The sequence below is a fragment of the Pseudonocardia cypriaca genome (genome assembly GCF_006717045.1).
Classification (GTDB): Bacteria; Actinomycetota; Actinomycetes; order Mycobacteriales; family Pseudonocardiaceae; genus Pseudonocardia; species Pseudonocardia cypriaca.
Genome location: NZ_VFPH01000002.1, coordinates 1751447 through 1771386 on the forward strand (window position 1 = coordinate 1751447; position 19940 = coordinate 1771386).

A 19940-nucleotide genomic window follows, 5' to 3' on the forward strand; every position below is an offset into this window, starting at 1 on the left:
AGCCGGCCAGGAGACCAGGGACTCCAGATGAACCCAATCGCGAAGCTCTCCGCCTACGGTGCGGCGCTCGTCCTGCTCGTCGCAGGTTCGTACGCCGTCGGCACCGCTGTCGGCCCCCTTCGCCACGTCGCCCCGAGCGGCGACGTGGCCACGTCCGGCGTTGAGGCCGCCGGGCACGGGGGCGCACACAGCGGCACCGTCGCGGAGGCCGCATCAGACCAGCCTGCCGGGCTGGCGTCGAGCAGGGGCGGTTACACCCTCACGCCCACCGACCCGACGCCCGAGGCGGGATCCTTCTCCTTCCAGATCATCGGCCCGGACGGGGCGCCGGTCACCGCGTTCGACGTCGAGCACGACAAGCGGATGCACCTGATCGTCGTGCGCCGCGACACCACCGGGTTCCAGCACGTGCACCCCGAGATGGCGCCCGACGGCACCTGGACGGTCCCGTTGACGCTCCCCGCGGGCGGCTCGTACCGCGCGTTCGCGGACTTCGCTCCCACCGGCGGTGCGGGCACCACCCTCGGCGTCGACGTCGCCGTGCCCGGCACGTTCGAGCCGGTGCAGCACACCCCGAGCCGCACGGCCCAGGTGGACGGGTACACGGTGGAGCTCACCGGCGAGCTTGTGCCCGGCAAGGCATCCCCCGTCACCCTGACGGTCGGGAAGGACGGGCGACCGGTCACCGACCTGCAGCCGTACCTCGCCGCATACGGCCACCTGGTCGCACTGCGGGAAGGCGACCTCGCCTACCTTCACGTGCACCCCGACGGGGAGCCGGGCGACGGGGTCACCCCCGCCGGTCCGCAGATCGAGTTCGTCGCCGAGGTGCCCACCGCGGGCACGTACCGGCTCTTCCTCGATTTCCAGCACGACGGCGTGGTGCGCACGGCAGAGTTCACCGTGCCGACGGGACCGGCGGTCCCGGACGCGGTGGCCGAGGCCCCGGCCCACGCCGATGACGGCCACGGCCACTGATCGCCAGGGAGGAGTTGGACGATGAGTACGACATCCACCACTGTCGAGCTGGCGATCGGCGGCATGACCTGCGCGTCGTGCGCCAACCGGATCGAGCGCAAGCTCAACAAGCTCGACGGCGTCACCGCCACCGTCAACTACGCCACCGAGAAGGCGCGGGTCGAGGCCCCGGGCGGCATCGACCCCGCCGTCCTCGTGGCCCAGGTCGAGGCGGCCGGCTACCGCGCCGAGCTGCCCCGGCCGGCCGCGGGTCCCGATGAGGACGAGGGCTCGAAGGACGACCCGACCCGCCCGCTCCGGAACCGGCTGATCACCAGCGCGGTCCTCGCGGTGCCGGTCATCGCCCTCGCGATGGTCCCCGCCCTGCAGTTCACCTACTGGCAGTGGATCTCGCTCGCGCTCGCCGGGCCGGTCGTCACGTGGGCGGCGTGGCCGTTCCACCGGGCGACGTGGGCGAACCTGCGCCACGGCACCGCCACGATGGACACGCTGATCTCGATGGGCGTGCTCGCGGCGTTCGCCTGGTCGCTGTACGCCCTGCTGTTCGGCACTGCGGGGATGCCCGGCATGACGCACCCCTTCGAGCTGACGATCAGGCCGAGCGACGGGGCCGCGAACATCTACCTGGAGGTGGCGGCCGGCGTCACCACGTTCATCCTGGCCGGCCGCTACTTCGAGGCCCGCTCGAAGAAGCGGGCCGGGGCCGCGCTGCGCGCGCTGCTCGAGCTGGGCGCCAAGGACGTCGCCGTGTTGCGACACGGCACCGAGGTGCGCATCCCGATCGAGCAGCTGGCCGTGGGCGACCGGTTCGTCGTGCGGCCGGGTGAGAAGGTCGCCACCGACGGCGTGGTCGACGAGGGCACCTCCGCCGTCGACGCCTCGATGCTCACCGGCGAGTCCGTGCCGGTCGAGGTCGGGCCGGGCGACGGGGTCGTCGGAGCCACCGTCAACGCGGGCGGCCGGCTGGTCGTGCGGGCCACCCGGGTCGGCTCGGACACCCAGCTCGCGCAGATGGCGAGGCTGGTCGAGGACGCCCAGAACGGCAAGGCCGCCGTGCAGCGCCTCGCCGACCGCATCTCCGGGGTGTTCGTGCCGATCGTGATCGCGCTCGCCGTGGGCACGCTCGGGTTCTGGCTCGGCACAGGAGCCGGTGCTGCGGCGGCGTTCACGGCCGCGGTCGCCGTGCTGATCATCGCCTGCCCGTGCGCGCTGGGGCTCGCCACGCCCACCGCGCTCCTGGTGGGCACCGGCCGGGGTGCCCAGCTGGGCATCCTGATCAAGGGCCCCGAGGTGCTGGAGTCCACCCGCCGGGTCGACACCGTCGTGCTGGACAAGACGGGCACGGTCACCACCGGCCGGATGGAGCTGGTCGCCGTCCACACCGGGGCCGGCGTGGACGAGGACGAGGTCCTGCGGCTCGCGGGCGCGCTGGAGGACGCCTCCGAGCACCCGATCGCCGCGGCCATCGCCCGGGGAGCCCGGGACCGCATCGGGTCGCTCCCGGCCGTCGAGGGCTTCACCAACGTCGAAGGCCTCGGGGTGCAGGGAGTCGTCGACGGGCACGCCGTGCTCGTCGGCCGGCCGGCACTGCTGGAGCAGTGGAGCCAGCCGCTCGACGCCGACCTCGCCGCGCACCTGGCGGCGGCGCAGGCGGACGGCCGCACCGCCATCGCCGTGGCGTGGGACGGCTCGGCCCGCGCGGTCCTGGTGGTGTCCGACACCGTGAAGCCCACGTCGGCGGAGGCCATCTCGCAGCTGCGGGCGCTCGGGCTCACCCCGGTGCTGCTCACCGGCGACAACGAGGCCGCGGCCCGTGCCGTGGCCGCCGAGGTCGGTATCGAGGAAGTGGTCGCGGACGTCCTGCCGGCCGACAAGGTCGACGTGGTCAAGCGGTTGCAGGACGAGGGCTGGGTCGTCGCCATGGTCGGCGACGGCGTGAACGACGCCGCCGCGCTCGCCCAGGCCGACCTGGGGCTGGCCATGGGCACCGGCACCGACGTGGCGATCGAGGCCAGCGACATCACGCTGGTCCGCGGCGACCTGCGCGCCGCGGCCGACGCGATCCGGCTCTCCCGCCGGACGCTGGCAACCATCAAGGGCAACCTGTTCTGGGCGTTCGCCTACAACGTGGCCGCCCTGCCGCTGGCCGCTGCCGGCCTGCTCAACCCGATGCTCGCCGGGGGCGCGATGGCGTTCAGCTCGGTGTTCGTCGTGGTGAACAGCCTGCGGCTGCGCCGCTTCCGCTGACCGTGACGGGGTCGGCCCGGGTGCGCCCGGGCCGACCCCGGCACGGCATCATGGGGTGCGGTGAACACCGGGACGGGAGCATTCGCGGCGGGCGTCGTCCGCCTCGTCCTGCTGGCCATGGCCGCCACCGGCTTCCTGGCCATGCACGGTGTGGCGGCCACGGACCCCGTGGCGGGGCACATCAGCCCGCTCGACTCGCACTCGCTGATGGCGCCGGCCGAGCCCGCGATGGTGATGCCCGCCGCCGGCGTGGAGACGGTCGCCCGGCCCGGCGACGCGGGCCATCAGCACCACGACGACGTGGCCGCCTGCGCGTTCATCCTGCTCACGGTGCTCGCCGGCGTCGTGCTGCACTCGATCGGCGCCGCACCGGGCGGCACGCCTCCCGGCCTCTCGGCCCTGTTCGGATCGAGGTGGGCGCCACCGCGCGCCCCACCCCTCCCCCTGTTCCTCTCCCTCTGCGTGTTCCGGCTGTGAAGAGCGCGCGTCCCGCGTTCCTTACCGACCTTCTTCCCGCAGAGGAAACACGCATGTCCACCATTCGCAGGTCCAACCGTGCCGCCATGGCCGGCACGGCGCTCGTCCTGTCCGTCGCGCTGTCCGCCTGTGGTGGGGGCAGCACCGCTCCCGCCGCCGCTCCTGCCACCATCCAGCCACCGGCCACCGCCCCGTCCGATGGCGGGGCGCAGCACAACGACACCGACATCCGCTTCGCCCAGATGATGATCCCCCATCACCAGCAGGCGCTGGCGATGGCGGAGATGGCGCTGCAGCGGGCGGAGAGCCCGGAGGTGAAGGCGCTCGCCGAGCAGATCCGGGCGGCACAGGACCCGGAGATCGCCACCCTGAACGGCTTCCTCTCGGCCTGGGGCACCCCGCCCCTGGAAGGCGAGATGGACCACTCGGGGATGGACCACTCCAACGGGATGATGAGCCAGGGCGACATGGACTCGCTCGGGGCCACCACCGGCGCGACGTTCGACAGGACGTTCCTCGAGATGATGATCGCGCACCACGAGGGCGCCGTCGCCGAGTCGGAGCGCGAGGTGGCAGGCGGCGCGAACGCGCAGGCCAAGCAGCTCGCCACCGAGATCATCAGCGGCCAGACCGCCGAGATCGAACGGATGCGGCAGCTCCTCGGCTAGCCCACCTCCAGGATCGACCGCAGGGTGGCGCCCAGGACGTCGGGCGCCACCCCTGCGTCGAGCCGGCCGCCGCTGACCTCGTCGGCCGCGGCGTGCACCGTGGCGTAGAAGGCCGCCACCAACCACGGCTCGGGCAGGTCGGCGCGGAACACCCCATCGTCCTTCCCCCGCGCGATCAGGCGCTCGACGTGGCGGGCGACCCGGTCGTGCTGCTCGCGCAGGGCCTCGGCGCCCAGCTCGGCGAGCGCAACGGAACGCACTGTCCGGTGCCGGTCCAGGATCTGCCAGGACGTGCTGACCAGGCGGTCCAGCGCGACCTGTGGCGGGTCGTCGTCGAGGCGGAGGCCGGTCAGCGCCTGATCGGTCTCCGCCATCACCTGGCGGACGACGGCGTCGAGCAGGACCTCGCGCGAGGCGAAGTGCGCGTAGAGCGTGACCCGACCGACGCCGGCGGCCACCGCGACCTCGCCCATCGACGGCAGCGTTCCGCGGGACAGCAGGTCACGGGCCGCCGCCACGATCGCCGCCACGTTGCGCTCCGCGTCCGCCCGGCGCCGCCGCGGCTTCTCGCTGATCGGGTCCCCAGCCACCAGCTCAGTGTCCCCTCTCAGTGTCCCTGAGCCACCCCGTGCCCGTGCCCGTGCCCGTGCCCCGCCACGGCGTGCGGCTTCCCGCCGGGCACGAGGCCCAGCGCGACCACGGCCGCCACGGCGGCGACCACGGCGCAGGCCAGGTAGCCGCTGGTGAACCCGCTCGTGCCGGTGCCCGAGATGCTCGCCGCGGCCACCGTCGAGACGAGCGCGACGCCGATGCTCCCGCCGAGCTCGTGGAACGTGTTGACCACTCCGGATGCGACGCCCGCCTCGTCGGACGGCACGTTCGCGAGCGTCGTGGTGGTGGCCGCGACGAACACCGGCCCGATGCCGAAGGCGGCCAGCACGAACCCGGGGAGCACGGCGACGAGCACCCCGTCGACCGCGGGAGCCTGGATCAGCACGGCAGCTCCCAGCGCGGTGAGCAGCAGCCCGCCCACCGCGACCGGGCGGCCGCCGACCCGCCCGATCAGGTGTGCCCCGAGCTGCGCTCCCCCGGTGATCGCGAGCGCGACGGGGAGGAACAGCAGGCCGGTGGCCAGCGCGTCCAGCCCTCGAACGTGCTGCAGGTAGAGCGAGGTGAGGAAGAACAGCCCGAGCATCAGGCCGGTGGCCACCAGCATCAGCAGCGTTCCGGACACGACCGGCCGCCGCGCGAGCGTCGCCGGGCGCATCAGCGGCGTGGCGACCCGGGACTCGATCCCCACGAACACGGCGTATCCGACGACCGCTGCCAGCAGCGCACCGAGGGTGAGCGGCGCTCCCCACCCGGCGTCGCCGGCGTGCACGACGCCGTAGATCAGCAGCGCCGTGGCCGCGGTGACCGCGAGGGCCCCCGGCACGTCGACCCGCTGCCGCGCTCGGGCCGTGGCGTCCGGCCGGACGAGGCCGGGGACCAGGGCCAGCACCACGACGCCCACCGGGACGTTCACCCAGAACACCCACTGCCACCCCGGTCCGGCCGTCAGCAGGCCGCTGAGCAGCACACCCGCTGCGGCCCCCGCGCCGCCGATCGCCGCCCACACACCGAGCGCGCGGCTGCGGTCGTTCCCGTGGAACGCGGTGGTGATGACCGCGAGCGCCGCGGGCGACAGCAGCGCCGCTCCGACCCCCTGCGCGGCCCGCGCTCCGATGAGGACGCCGCCCGAGGCGGCCAGGCCGCACACGAGCGACGCCACCGTGAACACGGCCAGCCCGGTCAGCAGGGTGCGCCGCGCGCCGACGACGTCGGCCAGGCGGCCGCCCAGGATCATCAGACCGCCGAACACGAGCGTGTAGGTGGTCACCACCCAGGTCAGCGCCTCGCGCCCGAGCGCGAGATCGGCGCCGATGCTCGGCAGCGCGACCTGCACGACGGTGATGTCGACGATCAGCGTGAACTGGGCGAACGCCAGCAGCGTGAGCATGAGCCAGCGGCGGTCCATCGCCGCACCTCCAATAAGTCGAACAATGCTGTACGACTTAGAGCATGCCGGCTCGGGCCGGATTGGCAAGGGCCTTCAGGCGCGGCCGGTACCGGAGGTGGTGGATGTGGCGGAGCAGGCAACGCTGGGACACGCCAGCGATGCGCTGGCCCGCGTTCCGATGCTCCTATGGAGCTCCATTGGCTGGTCCAAGGTCTTTCGGGCCTGAGTGGGGGCGGCGTGGACCACGCGAGCGACGTGGCGGCGCCATCCACCAGGGCCACGCCTCACCAGGCCTTCGGCTGCCCCACGCTCGTCCAGGTCAACCTCCACCAGGCCTTCGGTGGCGCCGCGCATCATGCGGGGCCGCCCCTCACGCCTCAAGGGCGCTCCGCGTCGCTGCCGCGATCGCTACGCGACCCTTGATCCGCGAGCCTCTGCAGCCCCTGAGGGCCCGCTTCGCGGGCAGGCCGACAGGCCAGCCCCTTCGGCGCGCGGCGCCACCGAAGGCGGTCTCGGCCACGTCCGCGGAGGTGGTGTACAAGATCGCCCCCGCGTGATCTTGGTGAAGGTTATGCGGTGAGCGCCTCGGTTGTCACCGGTGGCTCGCTGGTGGCCGGGTTGGGTTCGGTGGTGATGATGCGGATGCGGGACTTGGCCAGCAGTTCCAGGCCCATGTAGCGGCGGCCTTCGGTCCATTCGTCGCTCTGCTCGGCCAGGACGGCGCCGACCAGGCGGATCAGGGCGTCGCGGCCGGGGAAGATCCCGACCACGTCGGTGCGGCGGCGGATCTCCTTGTTCAGCCGCTCTTGCGGGTTGTTGGACCAGATCTGGCGCCAGATCTCGCGTGGATAGCTGGTGAAGGCCAGTAGCTCGGCGCGGGCCGCTTCGAGGTGTTGGGCCGCGTCGCGGAAGCGGGGCTCGAGGGCGTCGATGACGCGGTCGTACTGGGCGTGCACGGCGTCGGTGTCGGCCTGGTCGAAGATGGTGCGCACCTGGGTGGCCACGTGCGGCTGCGCGCTCTTCGGGACGCGGGTGAGCAGGTTGCGCAGGTAGTGGGTGCGACACCGCTGCCAGGCCGCGCCGGGCAACGCGGAGCCGATCGCCGCGACCAGGCCGGGGTGGGCGTCGGAGATGACCAGCTGCACCCCGGACAGGCCGCGGGCGACCAGTCCGCGCAGGAACGCCAGCCAGCCGGCGCCGTCTTCGGCGCTGGCGACGTCCAGGCCGAGGATCTCCCGATGGCCATCGGCGTTCACCCCGGTCGCCACGAGCGCGTGCACGTTGACCACGCGGCCGTCCTCGCGGACCTTCACCACGAGAGCGTCGACCCAGACGAACGTGTAGGGCCCGTGATCGAGGGGGCGCTGCCGGAACGCGGTGACCTGGGCGTCGAGGTGGGTGGCCATCTCCGACACCTGCGATCGGGACAGCGACTTGACGCCGAGCTGCTCGGCGAGGCGCTCGACTCGGCGGGTGGAGACGCCGAGTAGGTAGGCGGTGGCCACGACGGTGACCAGGGCCTGCTCGGCGCGGCGGCGGTGGGTCAGCAGCCAGTCGGGGAAGTAGGAGCCCTCGCGCAGCTTCGGCACGGCGAGCTCGACGGTGCCGGCGCGGGTGTCCCATTCCCGGGCCCGATACCCGTTGCGCCGGTTGACCCGCTCCTGGCTGCGTTCGCCGTAGTCGGCGCCGCAGGCCTGGTCGGCCTGGGCGGACATCATCGCGTTCGCCAGCGAGGCGATCATCTGCCGGAGTAGATCCGGCGACGCGCCCTGCAGCTGCTGCTCCAACAGTTCGGTGACCTCGATATGGTGCGGTGCGGCCATCGTGGTGATCCTCTCGGTGAGTTCCTTGGTCGGTACTCATCAAGATCACGCGGTGGCCGTCTCACATCACGACGCCACGCCGCTCACCAGCGAGGGACTCGTACACCACCTCTGAGGACGCAGCCGCGGTCTCACCTCCATGATCGAGGCTTCCCTCCCACACAGAAACGGGCAAAACGGCCGAGGAAGTCGGCCACACACCGACTTCGGTGCTCACACACCGACTGCAATCGGTGTGTCAGCGCAGAAGTCGGTGTGCGAGCGCAGGAAGATGCCCGACACCGGCCTCCTGGCGGCGCCGCGCGCCCAAAGGGCAGGCCCTTGGGCCTGCCCGCAAAGCTTGCCCTCAAGGGGCCGCAGAGGCTCACAGATCAAGGGGCGCGCAGCGCTCGCGAAGCGACGCCGCAGGCGCCCTTGAGCTGTGAGGGGCGGCCCCGCACAATGCGCGGCGCCGCCAGGAGGCCCTGAGAAGGCAACCTTGCGACAGGAGACCTTGACGCCATGACCCGGCGGTGCCGGGGGCACATAGTCACCGCGGAACGCGGAGCGGGCGCAACCTTCACCGTGAAGGTCGCGCCCGCCGCCGTCAGGCGCTCACCGCCGGGCGGGACAGGTGCCGGGCGTGCCACTCGACGGTGCGCTCGATGCCCGCACGCAGGCTCGTCCGAGCGCTCCACCCGAGGTACCGCAGCGCAGGCTCGGCGTCGGCGACGAGGTCGCGGTCGCCCGGGCGGTCGGGCAGCTGCCCGAACTCGGGCACGACCTGCGTGCCGGTGACGGCGGCGATCAGCGACACGGCATCGCGGATGGACGCGAGGTCACCGGTGCCGATGTCGAGGACCCGGCCGAGCGCCGCGGGTTCGACGGCCGCGGCGAGCAGGGCGTCGACGACGTCGTCCACGTACACCCAGTCGATGCGGCGGGCGCCGCTGGAGAGCGCGGGCGCGGCGCCGTGGAGGAAGCTGTCGACGACGTAGGGCACCAACCGCGTGGTGTGCGGGTCGTCAGGGCCGTAGACCATCGCGAGCCGCAGGACGACGACCGGCAGCTGCGCGATGTCGCGGAACAGGGTCGCGTACGTCGTCGCCGCGATCTTCGACGCCGAGTAGGGCGACCGGGCGCCGGAGCCCGGCTCGAGGTCGGAGTGCTCCTCGAGCGAGCCTGCCAGCACGACGCGGCAGCCCGGGACGTCGGCCGCGGCGGCCATCACGTTCACGGCGGTCACGACGTTGTCGTTGAGCATCGGCACCACGAGCGAGAGGCTGCGCGCCCCTTCGGCCCTGCTGGCGAGGTGGATGACGACGTCGGGGCGCACGGCCTGCATGACCGTGTGGGTGGCCTTGGCGTCGGCCAGGTCCACACACCACCACCGGACATCGGCCTGTTCGCGGGGCTGGGTGCGGCTGGTGGCGTGGACGTCGGCGCCGCGGGCGATCAGGCGGCGGACCACGTGGCGGCCGATGAAGCCACGGCCGCCGGTGACGAGGTATCGGATCGGTTCAGAGCGCATGTCGAGGACCTTCGGGAAGAGGCTGCTGGGAACGGGGGTCACCACGCAGCCGACGGCGGTCCTCGTCTCGCCGCCCGGATCGTCCAGCCGCACCAGCGCAGCATCGAGCCGCGCCGCCTGCTCCGCGCCGCGACCGCGCCGACCGACGGCGCGACCGGCGGGCCCACGGTGAGCAGCCGGACGGGCCGGGACAGCACGTGGACGAGCAGCTCGGTGAACCGGGCGCTCGCCGCGACCGCCAGGACGATCACCGCCGACACCGCGATCTGGACCGACGTGCCCGGCCCGTCCGCCGTGACGACGTGCATCAGCCCGTCGCCGCCCGTCGCGTCGTGGCTGCCCCCGATCTTGGTGGTGGCGTGCAGCGCCGGCTGCGCGACGAGCGCGCCCGCGACCGGGGCGAGGACGTTCTCGTGGCGTCCGGCCAGGTGCAGCCGCAGCACCGCCACCACCGCGGCGACGATCCCCAGGCTCGCCGTGTGGGTCGGGTGCTCGTCGGCGAGCACGTCGAGCGCTACGGCCGCGGCGACCGCGAGGCCCGCGCCCACGGCGAGCGGCAACCGACCTGCTCCCATCCGCCCTCACCGCCTCACCGTCGCACCCGCCGTCTCCGGTCCGAGTCTGCGCAGCCCAGCTGTGACCACGCTGAAGTTCCCCCGCGGGGGCCGGGCTGGTAGTCAGGAACGATGGCGGGCCCGGAGGACGTGGAGCGGCTGCGCCGCTACTGGGACGACCACTCCAGCACCTACGACAGGCAGATGGCGTTCCTCGATCGGAAGCTGTTCGGCGACAGCCGGCAGTGGGTGTGCCGGCAGGCGGTCGGGGACGTGCTCGAGGTCGGCATCGGCACCGGCCTGAACCTCGACAGCTACCCCGTGGACGTGTCGCTGACCGGTGTCGACCTCAGCCCCGGGATGCTCGACCACGCCCGGCGTCGTGCCGCGGCGAGCGGGCGCACCGTGACCCTGCGCGTCGGCGACGCGCACCGGCTGGAGTTCGCGGACGCCTCGTTCGACACGGTGGTGTGCACCTTCGCACTGTGCGCCATCCCCGACGAGCGCCGCGCCGTGGCCGAGATGTGGCGCGTGCTGCGGCCCGGCGGGCAGCTGCGCCTGGCCGATCACGTCGTCAGCACGTCGGTCCCGGTGCGGGTGCTGCAGCGGATGCTCGAGGTGGTGTCGATCCCGGTCGGCGGCGAGCATTTCCGGCGCCGCCCGGTCCTCCACGTCCGCGAGCTGGGCTTCGTGGTCGAGCAGCAGGAACGCTTCAAGCTCGGGGTCGTGGAGCGGGTCGTGGCCCGCAAGCCGGGAGGATGACGATGGGACCACTCTCGATCCGCGATGCCGTACCCGCGGACGGCCCGGTGCTGACCCGGATGGTGCGCACCTCCGGCGCCTACGACGGCGAGTACCGCGTGGGGGTCGCCCCGCTGCTGATCGACGACGCCTACCTGGCCGCGAACCGGACCCGCGTGTGCGTCGACGACCGGGGCACGATCCTCGGCTTCGCCGGCCTGCTGATGCCGGGCCGCGGCGTCGACGGCGAGGCGGAGCTGGACTACCTGTTCGTGGCCGACGACCAGCAAGGTCGCGGCATCGGGCGCGCCCTGGTGGACGACGTGATCGCGATCAGCAGGCAGCTGGGCGTCGGGCTGGTCCACATCGTGTCGCACCCACCGTCGGAGGGGTTCTACCGATCGGTCGGGGCGGTGCGGGTGGGCGAGATCCCGCCTGCCGGCCGGGTCACCTGGTCCCGCCCGCTGCTGCGCCTCGAGATCCCGACGGACGGAACCCTTGCATCCGGTACCCAGGTACGGATTTAGCGTGGTGGCAGGGCTCGATCGACGGGCCCGGACGGAGGCGAGTGCGATGAGTGGCGATGGATGGGCAGCGGTCGATGCCTGCACACTGCCGACCGAGGAGCAGCCGCTGCGCGAGGCGGAGTTCGACACCCTGTTCGCGACCGCCCTGCGCGGGGTGGAACGGCCGGAGCGGGGGCGCCTCCGCCTGACCTTCGACGAAGGCACCGAGATCGAGGACCTGATCGCTCGCGAGTCCTCGTGCTGCTCGTTCTTCGACTTCGAGCTCACCGCGACGGAGGACGGCGTCGTGCTTGACGTGCGGGTGCCGGCGGCGCGGGTCGCGGTGCTGGACGGCATCGCCCGCCGCGCGGTGGTGTGAGCAGGACGCTGCGGTCGGGGCAGCTGGCCGAGGCCGCCGGGGTGAACGTGCAGACGCTGCGCTACTACGAGCGCCGCGGCCTGCTCCCCGAGCCACGGCGGAGCCTCGGCGGGCACCGCGAGTACGGCCAGGACGCGGTCACGGTGCTGCGGGCCATCCGCGGGCTGGCCCGGCTCGGGTTCACGCTCACCGAGATCGCCGAGCTGATCGAGGTCGGCTCGCACCGCGGCCCACGACCGGGGCTGCGAGCCGCCGCGACCGCGAAGCTGGCGGAGGTCGAGGCGAAGATCGACCACTTGACGCGGGTCCGCGCCACCCTCACCGCGGTCGTCGAGGCGGAGTGCAGCGACCTCGCCGAGTGCTCGTGCGACCCGGCCTGCCCGATCCCCTTCACGGAGCTCGACCGCTAGGCCGCCGGTGCGACTCGCCCCGACCACGTGTCGAATCAGCCGCACTCCCGAACGTCGAGATGAACGAGGAGGGAATGACATGAAGTACGTGCTGATGTTCGCCGAGACCGCCCAGTACGCCGAGGACTTCGCCGCGATGACCGATGCGGAGCGCCAGGCGGCCTACGACGAGGTTGGGCGCTGGTTCACCGACCACGCGGCGCGGATCACCCACCACGTCCACCTGAAGCCCGCGCACACCGCGACGACGATGCGCAAGGTGGACGGCCACGCGGAGGTGACCGACGGGCCGTTCGTCGAGGGCAAGGAGATCGTCAGCGGGTTCGTCGAGATCGAGGTGGCGAACCTCGACGAGGCGCTGGTCGTGGCGCGCACCTGGCCGGCGTGCCCGATCATCGAGATCCGGCCCGCCGACGCGTGACGTGAGCGGCCCCCGCGACGAGCTGTCCCGTGTGGTGCGCGACCAGGCGGGCCGCCTCGCCGCGTCGCTGACGCACCTGCTCGGGGACTTCTCCGCGGCGGAGGACCTGGTTCAGGACGCGATCGAGGCCGCCCTGCGGCGCTGGCCGGTGGAGGGCGTTCCGGACCGGCCGGACGCGTGGTTGTTCACGGTCGCCCGCAACCGCGGGCTCGACGTGCTGCGCCGCCAGGCCCGCTACCGGGAGAAGCTCACCCAGCTCCAGTGGCCGACCCGGGAGGAGCCGGACGACCGGCTGCGGCTGCTGTTCACCTGCTGCCACCCCGCACTACCGCGGCAGGCCCAGGTCGCGCTCACCCTGCGCACGATCTGCGGGCTGACGACGGGCCAGATCGCCGCGGCGTTCCTGGTGCCCGAGAGCACGGTGGCGCAGCGGATCACCCGGGCGAAGCGCAAGATCACCGACGCCGGGATCCCGTACCGGATCCCGTCCGACTCCGAGCTGCCGGAGCGGTTGCAGGAGGTCCTCACCGTCGTCTACCTGCTCTTCAACGAGGGCTACCTGTCCTCGACCGGCGATGGGGTGTGGTCGCGGCGCCTCGCCGAGGACGCCGAGTGGCTGGCGTCCTCGCTCGCCTGGACCCTGCCGCGCGAGCCGGAGGTCATCGGGCTGCTCGCGTTGATCCGGCTCCACCAGGCCAGGGCCGCCGGCCGGTTCGACGCCGACGGGCGGATCGTGCTGCTGCCCGACCAGGACCGTGAGCGGTGGGACCACGCCGCTATCGCCGAGGCGGGCCAGCTCATCGCCCGCGCCGCCGCGTCGGGTCGCCCCGGCCCGTACCAGCTGCAGGCCGCGATCGTCGCCTGCCATGCCGAGGCCCCGCGCTGGGAGGACACCGACTGGGCGCAGATCGTCGTCCTCTACGACATGCTGCTCGCCATCGCCCCGTCTCCGGTGACGCGGCTGCACCGGGCGATCGCCCTGCGCTACCGCGCCGGTCCCGAGGCGGCGATGCACGAGCTGGACGGCCTCGCGGGGCACCTCGACCGGTACCCGCTCTTCCACGCCACCCGCGCGGAGCTGCTCAGGGCGCTCGGTGCGCCCGAGGAGGCGCGGGAGGCCGACCGCCGGGCGCTCGACCTCACCGCGAACCCCGCTCAGCGCGCCATCCTCGAGGACCGGATCAGCTGGACATGACGGGCTGCCAGGCGGCCCGTCCCATGAAGGCCAGCATCCTGGTCTGCTCGTCGCTGTCCGCGGGCGGTGTGAGCTCCGGCCCGAAGAACCCGGGGCGACGCACCATGTTCGAGCGCCCCCACTCGAACGCCACCCCGACGAGCGCCGGGTCGAGCCGCACGTCCATGCCGAGCGCATGCCCGATGTCCCAGGTGTGCACCACCGTGTCGGTGGTCAGCAGCGTGACGATCGCGGCGAGCGGGACCTCCCCCAGGCCGGTGATCGACGTCGTGCGCCGCAGCGCTTCCGGGGTCAGCGCCGGCGCGGACTCGGCACGGGCCGCCCGCCAGCCGGCGACCGGATCGGAGCCCGCCATCTCTCCCGGCCGCGGCGCACCCGGAGCACCGCGCCCGTCCGCGTAGTCCGTTCCCGTGGCCCAGGCCCGCATCTGGCGCTGGCCCCAGATCACGTGTCCCGCGAGGTCCCGCACCGTCCAGTCCGTGCACGGCGACGGTGCGTCCCACTGGTCGGGGCGCACCGCGGCCAGCACCGCGTCCAGGTCGTCCTGCGCCTGCCGGTACCGCTGCATCGTGTCCATCTCCGTCCTTCCGCTCGTGGAGGTCACACCCCGGAGACGAACCGGCGGGGGTCGATTTCGACAGCGACGCGTGACTCCTCTTGAGTGCGCTAAACTTCCCTTGAAAACAACGTTCTAGGGAAGTTCAGATGACGCAGCTGTACTCCGTCGAGGAGGTCGCGGCGCTGCTCGGGCTCCACGTGAAGACCGTGCGGGGCTACGTGCGCGACGGCCGGCTCGATGCCGTCCGCATCGGCCGGCAGTACCGGATCGGCGCCGATGCTCTCGACGCCTTCGCGGGGCGCGCCGTGACAGCGCCCCGGCGGAGGAAGGCGGCGGTCGAGGTGTCGAGCATCGTCCAGATCGACGACGTCGACCGCGCGCTGGTCGACCGCGTCAGCACGCTCGTCATGAGCAGCGCGGGGAGCGGCGGGCAGGACGACGGGCGGCTGCGCGTCGAGATGGCCTACGACGAGGCGAAGTCGCGAATGAAGATCATCGTTCTCGGCGGGCCGGAGAGCACTGCCGAGCTGCTCCGGCTCGTCGGCGCACTGATGGAGGACCGGTCGTGACCGACATCTACAACTCTCCCGAGGGCGCCCGCACCGTCGCGGAGCGGTACCGGGAGCTGCTCGACGCCTGGCCGGTGCCGGCCGAGCACCTGCACGTGCCCACCCGCGAGGGCGACACGTTCGTCGTCGCGTCGGGCCCGCCGGACGGCCCACCGCTGGTGCTGCTGCACGGCTCGGGGTCCAACGCCCTGATGTGGGTCCCGGACGTGGCGTCCTGGTCCGAGCACTTCCGGGTGTACGCGGTCGACATCATCGGCGAGCCCGGCCTCAGCGCGCCCGCACGCCCTCCGCTGCCGTCCGGGGCCTACCCGCTCTGGTTCGGCGACGTCCTCGACGCCCTCGGCGTGGCGCGCGCGTCCGTCGTGGCGGTGTCGCTCGGCGGCTGGCTCGCGCTCGACTTCGCCACCCGGCACCCGGAGCGGGTCGAGCGCCTGACGCTCCTGACCCCGACGGGCGTGGCCAAGGCGAAGGTCGCAGGGCTGCTCGGGGCCGTGTTGCTGAAGCCGTTCGGCGGGTGGGGCAAGCGGAAGTCGATGGAGGTGCTGCTGGGGCCGGAGGTGCGCAAGCAGCAGGGGTCCGTCGAGTTCGTCGAGCTGCTGGCCCGGCACTACCGCTACCGGCGCGAGCCCGTCCCGGTGATCGACGACGCCGCCCTGCGCGGCGCGACCATGCCGATCCTGGCGGTCCTCGGCGGGCGCGACGCGTTCATCGACACGCCGCGCACCGCCGAGCGGCTCTCCCGGCTCGTGCCGTCGGCCACGGTCCGGGTCCTCCCCGGCATCGGGCACCTCCTGCCGGCCCAGACCGCGCCGATCCTGGAGTTCCTCCGGGCGGGGCGCTAGCCGAGTAGTTCCGAGCTCGACCGGATCCGGCGGCGCCGGAGCGACCGTCCGCACCCCGACGTTCCGCGGAACGCAGGTCAGCGGTGCTGTCACCCGGCCCGTTCGGTGCGGACGCGTGCATGATCCGGAGTATCGGTTGACCATGGCTGTGGCGACAGCGATGGGCAACCGCTACACGCGATCTTGGTGTTCATGATCCGGGGTTCGGGTGTTGTGGATGTGGTCCGGCCCCGATTCCGCTGATCATTTCCGGACAGCAGGCGCACGGCAGCAGCACGGCAACCGCATCACACCCGAGCGTTCCGCGGAACGCACAACCGCCCTCAGACGCGCAACGCAGCGTCGCGGGCCAGCCGGTCGGCGCGGCGCGTGGTCTCCGGCAGGCGGTGGCGAGCGAGCCGCAGCACGTGGTCGCACGCCGCTTCGAGCCCGATGCGGTGACCGACGGACACGAACACCGGCTGGACGCCGTGCTGCGTGCGCAGCGCCCTCCCGACCTCCTCGTCGCCGTCGACCTGCGGCGTCCACGACCCGCGCGCCGGCTTCGGCATGTCGAACGGCACCGGAGGGGTCTTCGCCACCCCGATCGTCGGCAGGTCGGTGAGCAGCCCGACGTGGCACGCGAGGCCGAAGCGGCGCGGGTGTGCGACGCCTGCGCCGTCGCACACGATCAGGTCCGGGACCGTGTCCAGCGCCTCGAGCGCGGCCGTCACCGCGGGCAGCTCGCGCAGCGCGAGGAACCCGGGTTCGTACGGGTGGTCCGCGCGGCCGGTCGCGGTGCGGGTCTCGACCGGTCGCAGCGTCCTGCCGTCGAGCACGACGACCGCGGCCACCACGTCGTCGGTGCCTTCGCGTTGCGCCACGTCGATGCCGGCGACGGTGCGCAGATCCGATGGACCGGACCCGCTGGCGACGACGAGCGAGCTCAGCTTCTCCTGCTGCGCGGCGGCCTCGTCGAGCGTGGTGGGCGGGGGCCCGAGGGGTTGCAGGTGCACGTGCGCGGACGCTATCGGCTTCCGGGCGCGAAAGGGGGGCTTTCCTTACCGCGGGGATCTGCGGTATGGGGCTACGGTCGCGCCGTGAGCCTGCGCATCGGGTACGCGCTCCTGCAGGCGTGGGCGACCGCCGCGGTGGGGTTGCTGCTCGCGATCGACCTCGTCGCGCTGGCCGGGTCGCTCGCCCTGGCCGTGGTGCCGCAGGCCGCCTCGTTCGAGACCGTCTGGTTCGGGCCCCGTCCGCCGCTCGCACAGCTCGGGCTCGCCGCCACCGCCCTGCTGCTCCTGCCGGTGCTCGCCCGGCTGGTCACCGTGCTCACCCGGCCTCCCACGGCAGGCGGAGCGCTCGACGCGCAGCGGAGGCGGATCGAACGCGACCTGCACGACGGCGCGCAGCTGCGGCTCACCGCCGTCGCCATGGCGCTGGGGCTCGCCCGCGTCGAGGACGACGCGCTCGCGGTCCGTGCGCAGGTCGACCGCGCCTACGACCAGGCCCGGCTCGCGCTCGCCGAGCTGCGTGACCTCGTCAACGGCCTGCACCCGCGGGAGGGCCTGCCAGCGGCGCTGGCAGCGCTGGCCGAGCGGTCGGCGGTTCCGCTCGACGTCGAGGTCGACCTGCGGGCCCGCCCGCCCGCGGCGGTCGAGGCGGCGGCGTGGTTCGTCGCGACCGAGGCGGTCGCGAACGTCGTCAAGCACAGCGGGGCCCGCCGGGCCTGGGTGCGGTGCACGGAGCGGGCGGGCGTGCTGCACCTCGAGGTGGGCGACGACGGGCGCGGCGGCGCCGACCCGCACGGGGGCACGGGCCTCTCCGGGTTGGAGGATCGGGTAGCAGCGCTCGGCGGCCGGCTGCGGGTGAGCAGCCCGGAGGGCGGGCCCACCGTGCTCACGGCGGAGCTGCCGTGCGCGCGGTGATCGCCGAGGACTCGGTGCTGCTGCGCGACGGCCTCGCCCACGTCCTGCGGCGCTCCGGTTGCCAGGTGGTCGCCGAGGTCGGCGACGCGGACGCCCTGATCGCCGCGGTCGAGCGCGAAGACCCGGACGTAGTGGTCACCGACGTGCGGATGCCGCCCCGGTTCGCCGACGAGGGGCTCGTCGCCGCGCTGGAGCTGCGCAGGCGCAGGCCCGGCTTCCCGGTGCTCGTGCTCTCCCACCACGTCGAGCACGACTGCGCCGTGGCCCTGGTGGGCAGTGGCGACGGCGTCGGCTACCTGCTCAAGGACCGGGTCGGCGACGTGGCCGAGTTCGTGTCGGCCGTGCGGGAAGTGGCGCAAGGGCGCACGGTGCTCGACCCGGAGGTCGTGCGCCGGCTGCTCATCCGCTCCCCCGTCGCTGCACTGACCCCGCGGGAACGCGAGGTGCTCGCGCTCGTCGCCGAGGGCCGCTCGAACGGCGGCATCGCGCGCAGGCTCGTCGTGTCCGAGGCCGCGGTCGCCAAGCACGTCAACTCGATCCTGATGAAGCTGGACCTGCCTCCCGCCTCCGACGACCACCGCCGGGTGCTCGCCGTGCTCACCTTCCTGGGCGTTCAGCGGAACGCGGCCAGTTCGAGGTGAACCGCCGACGCGGGGACACCGAGCCCGCGCAGCCCGGCGGCCAGACCGGTGGTCATCGGCTCCGGGCCGCACAGGTAGAAGTCGACGTCCCCCAGGCACCCCGCCGTGGCCGCGATCCGCTCCGCGGTCAGCCGGCCGGACTCGGAGGTCACGACCAGGTGGACGCGCAGCCCGGCGCGACCCTCGATCTCGCTCCGGAACAGGGCGTCCTCCGCACGGCGCACCACGTAGAAGAGGTCGACGGAGCGGGTGGGCCCCCCGGCGCGCAGCCGGCCGAGGAACGGCGTGATCCCGATCCCGGCCGCCACCCAGACCTGCCGGGGGCGGCTGCCGGTGAGGTCCAGCATCCCGTAGCCGCCCTCCACGGTGGCCCGCGTGCCGGGTTCGAGATCCCGGTGCACCCGGGTGGTGAAGCGCCCGGCCGAGCGGATGGTGAGCCGCAACACCTCGTCCGACGGCCCGCTGCTGACGGTGAACGGGTGCGGTTCGCGCAGACCGCGCCGGTGGAACGTCACGAAGACGAACTGGCCGGGCCGGATCAGGAGGCCGGCTCCACGGCGGGGGGAGAGCGCGACCTCGACCGTCACCGGGTCGAGCCGGTGCACCGCCCGCACGACGTACGAGCGCCGCGGGCGGACGAACCGGGCGAGCAGCAGCACGTAGGCGTACGCGACGACGCCTGCGACGTACGCGGCCGCCAGCAGCAGGAACGGGCCGGTCGCGGTGTCGACCACCTGCTCGACGAGGAGCGCGTGCGCCAGGCTGACCAGGAAGAAGACCCCGATGAGCCGGTGCGATCGCCGCCAGGCGGCGTACCGCAGCCGGCGCACCGCGCAGAGCAGCACGAACACCAAGAACCCAGCGGCCGCGACGAACCCCGACGGGGTGCCTCCCGGTGAGGCGAGGGCCCACGGGACGACGGCGACGTGAACGGCCAGGCACCCGGATCCCCACCGGCCGGCCCGCCGGTGGGCCCGGTACACCCGGTCCAGCCCTCCGAAGGAGCGTTCGATCCACCGCGCTCGGGTGGCCAGCACGAGGGCCGTGGCGAAGAGCAGGACGGCGGTGGAGCCCACGGCCTCCCCCAGCGCCTGCCGCGGGTCGCCCGCCGGCGGGGACGCCGCCCAGAGCACGCCGTTCAGCACGGGGAGCGCGACGACAGCTCCCGGCCCGATCCTCATCGCCGGGCGAGCGCGGCGAGCCCGACCGACACGGCGCCGGTCACGATGTGCACGACGGAGTCGGTGTGGTCGAGCACCCCGAACCGCGCGACCACACCGAGCACCACCCACAGCACGCCCAGCACCGCGACGACCCGGGGCACAGCTCGGCGCGCGCCCCACTGCAGGAACGCCGCCCCGGAGACCAGGTGCAGCGCGCCGTGGACGTACTCGGGGTGCGCGAAGGGTTCGAGCTGCGGGATCGGGATCGTGCGCAGCACGCCGACCACCAGGAACCCGACTCCGAGCACGAACGACCAGATCCGCAGCGCCTGCACCATAGATCGACCTCAC

Annotated in this window: 23 protein-coding genes; 14 read left to right on the forward strand and 9 right to left on the reverse strand. The window is 73.3% G+C overall.

From position 1 onward, the window contains the following. The first annotated feature begins 27 nt into the window (after positions 1 to 27). Genes FB388_RS25840 through FB388_RS25855 form a run of 4 tightly spaced genes read left to right on the forward strand, consistent with a single transcriptional unit; the run spans position 28 to position 4370 of the window. Entirely contained in the window at positions 28 to 978 is a 951-nt protein-coding gene (locus FB388_RS25840) for a hypothetical protein (RefSeq protein ID WP_142104747.1), read from the forward strand. 21 nt (positions 979 to 999) lie between these two features. After that, positions 1000 to 3225 (forward strand): heavy metal translocating P-type ATPase, encoded by a 2226-nt coding sequence (locus FB388_RS25845; RefSeq protein ID WP_142104748.1) that lies wholly within the window; start codon positions 1000 to 1002, stop codon positions 3223 to 3225. Between the two features lie 60 nt (positions 3226 to 3285). Next, positions 3286 to 3702: a hypothetical protein gene (locus tag FB388_RS25850; RefSeq protein ID WP_142104749.1), complete on the forward strand. Its 417-nt coding sequence runs from the start codon at positions 3286 to 3288 to the stop codon at positions 3700 to 3702. Between the two features lie 53 nt (positions 3703 to 3755). Next, positions 3756 to 4370 (forward strand): DUF305 domain-containing protein, encoded by a 615-nt coding sequence (locus tag FB388_RS25855; RefSeq protein ID WP_142104750.1) that lies wholly within the window; start codon positions 3756 to 3758, stop codon positions 4368 to 4370. Here FB388_RS25855 and FB388_RS25860 read toward each other — a convergent pair. The 5 genes from FB388_RS25860 to FB388_RS25880 form a co-directional block, all read right to left on the reverse strand. Then, the gene (locus FB388_RS25860) at positions 4367 to 4960 is read right to left on the reverse strand and encodes a TetR/AcrR family transcriptional regulator (protein WP_170225832.1); all 594 of its coding nucleotides are present in this window, start codon (positions 4958 to 4960) and stop codon (positions 4367 to 4369) included. The genes FB388_RS25855 and FB388_RS25860 overlap by 4 nt on opposite strands. Before the next feature lie 17 nt (positions 4961 to 4977). Continuing rightward, positions 4978 to 6387, reverse strand: coding sequence for an MFS transporter (locus tag FB388_RS25865; RefSeq protein WP_142104751.1), 1410 nt, complete (start codon positions 6385 to 6387; stop codon positions 4978 to 4980). A gap of 551 nt (positions 6388 to 6938) precedes the next feature. Further along, a complete protein-coding gene (locus FB388_RS25870) occupies positions 6939 to 8192 on the reverse strand; it encodes an IS256 family transposase (RefSeq protein ID WP_142098121.1) in 1254 nt (417 codons plus the stop codon). A gap of 586 nt (positions 8193 to 8778) precedes the next feature. Further along, positions 8779 to 9795: an NAD-dependent epimerase/dehydratase family protein gene (locus FB388_RS25875; protein ID WP_170225833.1), complete on the reverse strand. Its 1017-nt coding sequence runs from the start codon at positions 9793 to 9795 to the stop codon at positions 8779 to 8781. Further along, on the reverse strand, positions 9741 to 10277 hold the full coding sequence (locus FB388_RS25880; protein ID WP_142104753.1) for a hypothetical protein: 537 nt from the start codon (positions 10275 to 10277) through the stop codon (positions 9741 to 9743). Before FB388_RS25880 ends, FB388_RS25875 begins: the two co-directional genes overlap by 55 nt. A 111-nt stretch (positions 10278 to 10388) precedes the next feature. On the opposite strand from FB388_RS25880, the gene FB388_RS25885 reads away from it, so the two are divergent. The 6 genes from FB388_RS25885 to FB388_RS25910 all read left to right on the forward strand — a co-directional run bounded on the left by FB388_RS25885 (position 10389) and on the right by FB388_RS25910 (position 13908). After that, positions 10389 to 11018: a class I SAM-dependent methyltransferase gene (locus FB388_RS25885; RefSeq protein WP_142104754.1), complete on the forward strand. Its 630-nt coding sequence runs from the start codon at positions 10389 to 10391 to the stop codon at positions 11016 to 11018. Between the two features lie 2 nt (positions 11019 to 11020). Beyond that, positions 11021 to 11524, forward strand: coding sequence for a GNAT family N-acetyltransferase (locus tag FB388_RS25890; protein WP_142104755.1), 504 nt, complete (start codon positions 11021 to 11023; stop codon positions 11522 to 11524). Positions 11525 to 11570: 46 nt separating this feature from the next. Then, positions 11571 to 11882, forward strand: coding sequence for a hypothetical protein (locus FB388_RS25895; protein WP_142104756.1), 312 nt, complete (start codon positions 11571 to 11573; stop codon positions 11880 to 11882). After that, entirely contained in the window at positions 11879 to 12292 is a 414-nt protein-coding gene (locus FB388_RS25900; RefSeq protein ID WP_142104757.1) for a MerR family transcriptional regulator, read from the forward strand. The genes FB388_RS25895 and FB388_RS25900 overlap by 4 nt, the downstream gene beginning before the upstream one ends. 79 nt (positions 12293 to 12371) lie before the next feature. After that, a complete protein-coding gene (locus tag FB388_RS25905) occupies positions 12372 to 12713 on the forward strand; it encodes a YciI family protein (protein ID WP_142104758.1) in 342 nt (113 codons plus the stop codon). Between the two features lies 1 nt (position 12714). Beyond that, positions 12715 to 13908, forward strand: coding sequence for an RNA polymerase sigma factor (locus tag FB388_RS25910; protein WP_142104759.1), 1194 nt, complete (start codon positions 12715 to 12717; stop codon positions 13906 to 13908). On the opposite strand, the gene FB388_RS25915 is transcribed toward FB388_RS25910, so the two are convergent. Continuing rightward, positions 13895 to 14485 carry a TIGR03086 family metal-binding protein gene (locus tag FB388_RS25915; protein WP_142104760.1) on the reverse strand — a complete coding sequence of 197 codons (591 nt, stop codon included), beginning with the start codon at positions 14483 to 14485 and terminating at the stop codon, positions 13895 to 13897. The two genes, FB388_RS25910 and FB388_RS25915, sit on opposite strands and share 14 nt — an antisense overlap. A gap of 128 nt (positions 14486 to 14613) precedes the next feature. Between FB388_RS25915 and FB388_RS25920 the strand changes: the two genes are divergently transcribed. Next, entirely contained in the window at positions 14614 to 15036 is a 423-nt protein-coding gene (locus FB388_RS25920) for a helix-turn-helix domain-containing protein (protein ID WP_142104761.1), read from the forward strand. Next, on the forward strand, positions 15033 to 15878 hold the full coding sequence (locus FB388_RS25925) for an alpha/beta fold hydrolase (RefSeq protein ID WP_142104762.1): 846 nt from the start codon (positions 15033 to 15035) through the stop codon (positions 15876 to 15878). Before FB388_RS25920 ends, FB388_RS25925 begins: the two co-directional genes overlap by 4 nt. 323 nt (positions 15879 to 16201) lie before the next feature. Here the strand turns inward: FB388_RS25925 and FB388_RS25930 are convergent, their stop codons facing one another. Beyond that, positions 16202 to 16873: an endonuclease V gene (locus tag FB388_RS25930; protein WP_142104763.1), complete on the reverse strand. Its 672-nt coding sequence runs from the start codon at positions 16871 to 16873 to the stop codon at positions 16202 to 16204. A gap of 84 nt (positions 16874 to 16957) precedes the next feature. On the opposite strand from FB388_RS25930, the gene FB388_RS25935 reads away from it, so the two are divergent. Both FB388_RS25935 and FB388_RS25940 read left to right on the forward strand, forming a co-directional pair. Next, positions 16958 to 17785, forward strand: coding sequence for a sensor histidine kinase (locus tag FB388_RS25935; RefSeq protein WP_170225712.1), 828 nt, complete (start codon positions 16958 to 16960; stop codon positions 17783 to 17785). Continuing rightward, positions 17773 to 18426, forward strand: a complete 654-nt coding sequence (locus FB388_RS25940) for a response regulator (protein ID WP_211362219.1) — start codon at positions 17773 to 17775, stop codon at positions 18424 to 18426. Before FB388_RS25935 ends, FB388_RS25940 begins: the two co-directional genes overlap by 13 nt. Here the strand turns inward: FB388_RS25940 and FB388_RS25945 are convergent. Together FB388_RS25945 and FB388_RS25950 are read right to left on the reverse strand one after the other, a co-directional pair. Beyond that, positions 18399 to 19607 (reverse strand): ferredoxin reductase family protein, encoded by a 1209-nt coding sequence (locus tag FB388_RS25945; RefSeq protein ID WP_142104765.1) that lies wholly within the window; start codon positions 19605 to 19607, stop codon positions 18399 to 18401. The genes FB388_RS25940 and FB388_RS25945 overlap by 28 nt on opposite strands. Beyond that, complete coding sequence (locus FB388_RS25950; protein ID WP_142104766.1) at positions 19604 to 19927, reverse strand: hypothetical protein; 324 nt, start codon at positions 19925 to 19927, stop codon at positions 19604 to 19606. The genes FB388_RS25945 and FB388_RS25950 overlap by 4 nt, the downstream gene beginning before the upstream one ends. Between the last annotated feature and the right edge of the window lie 13 nt (positions 19928 to 19940).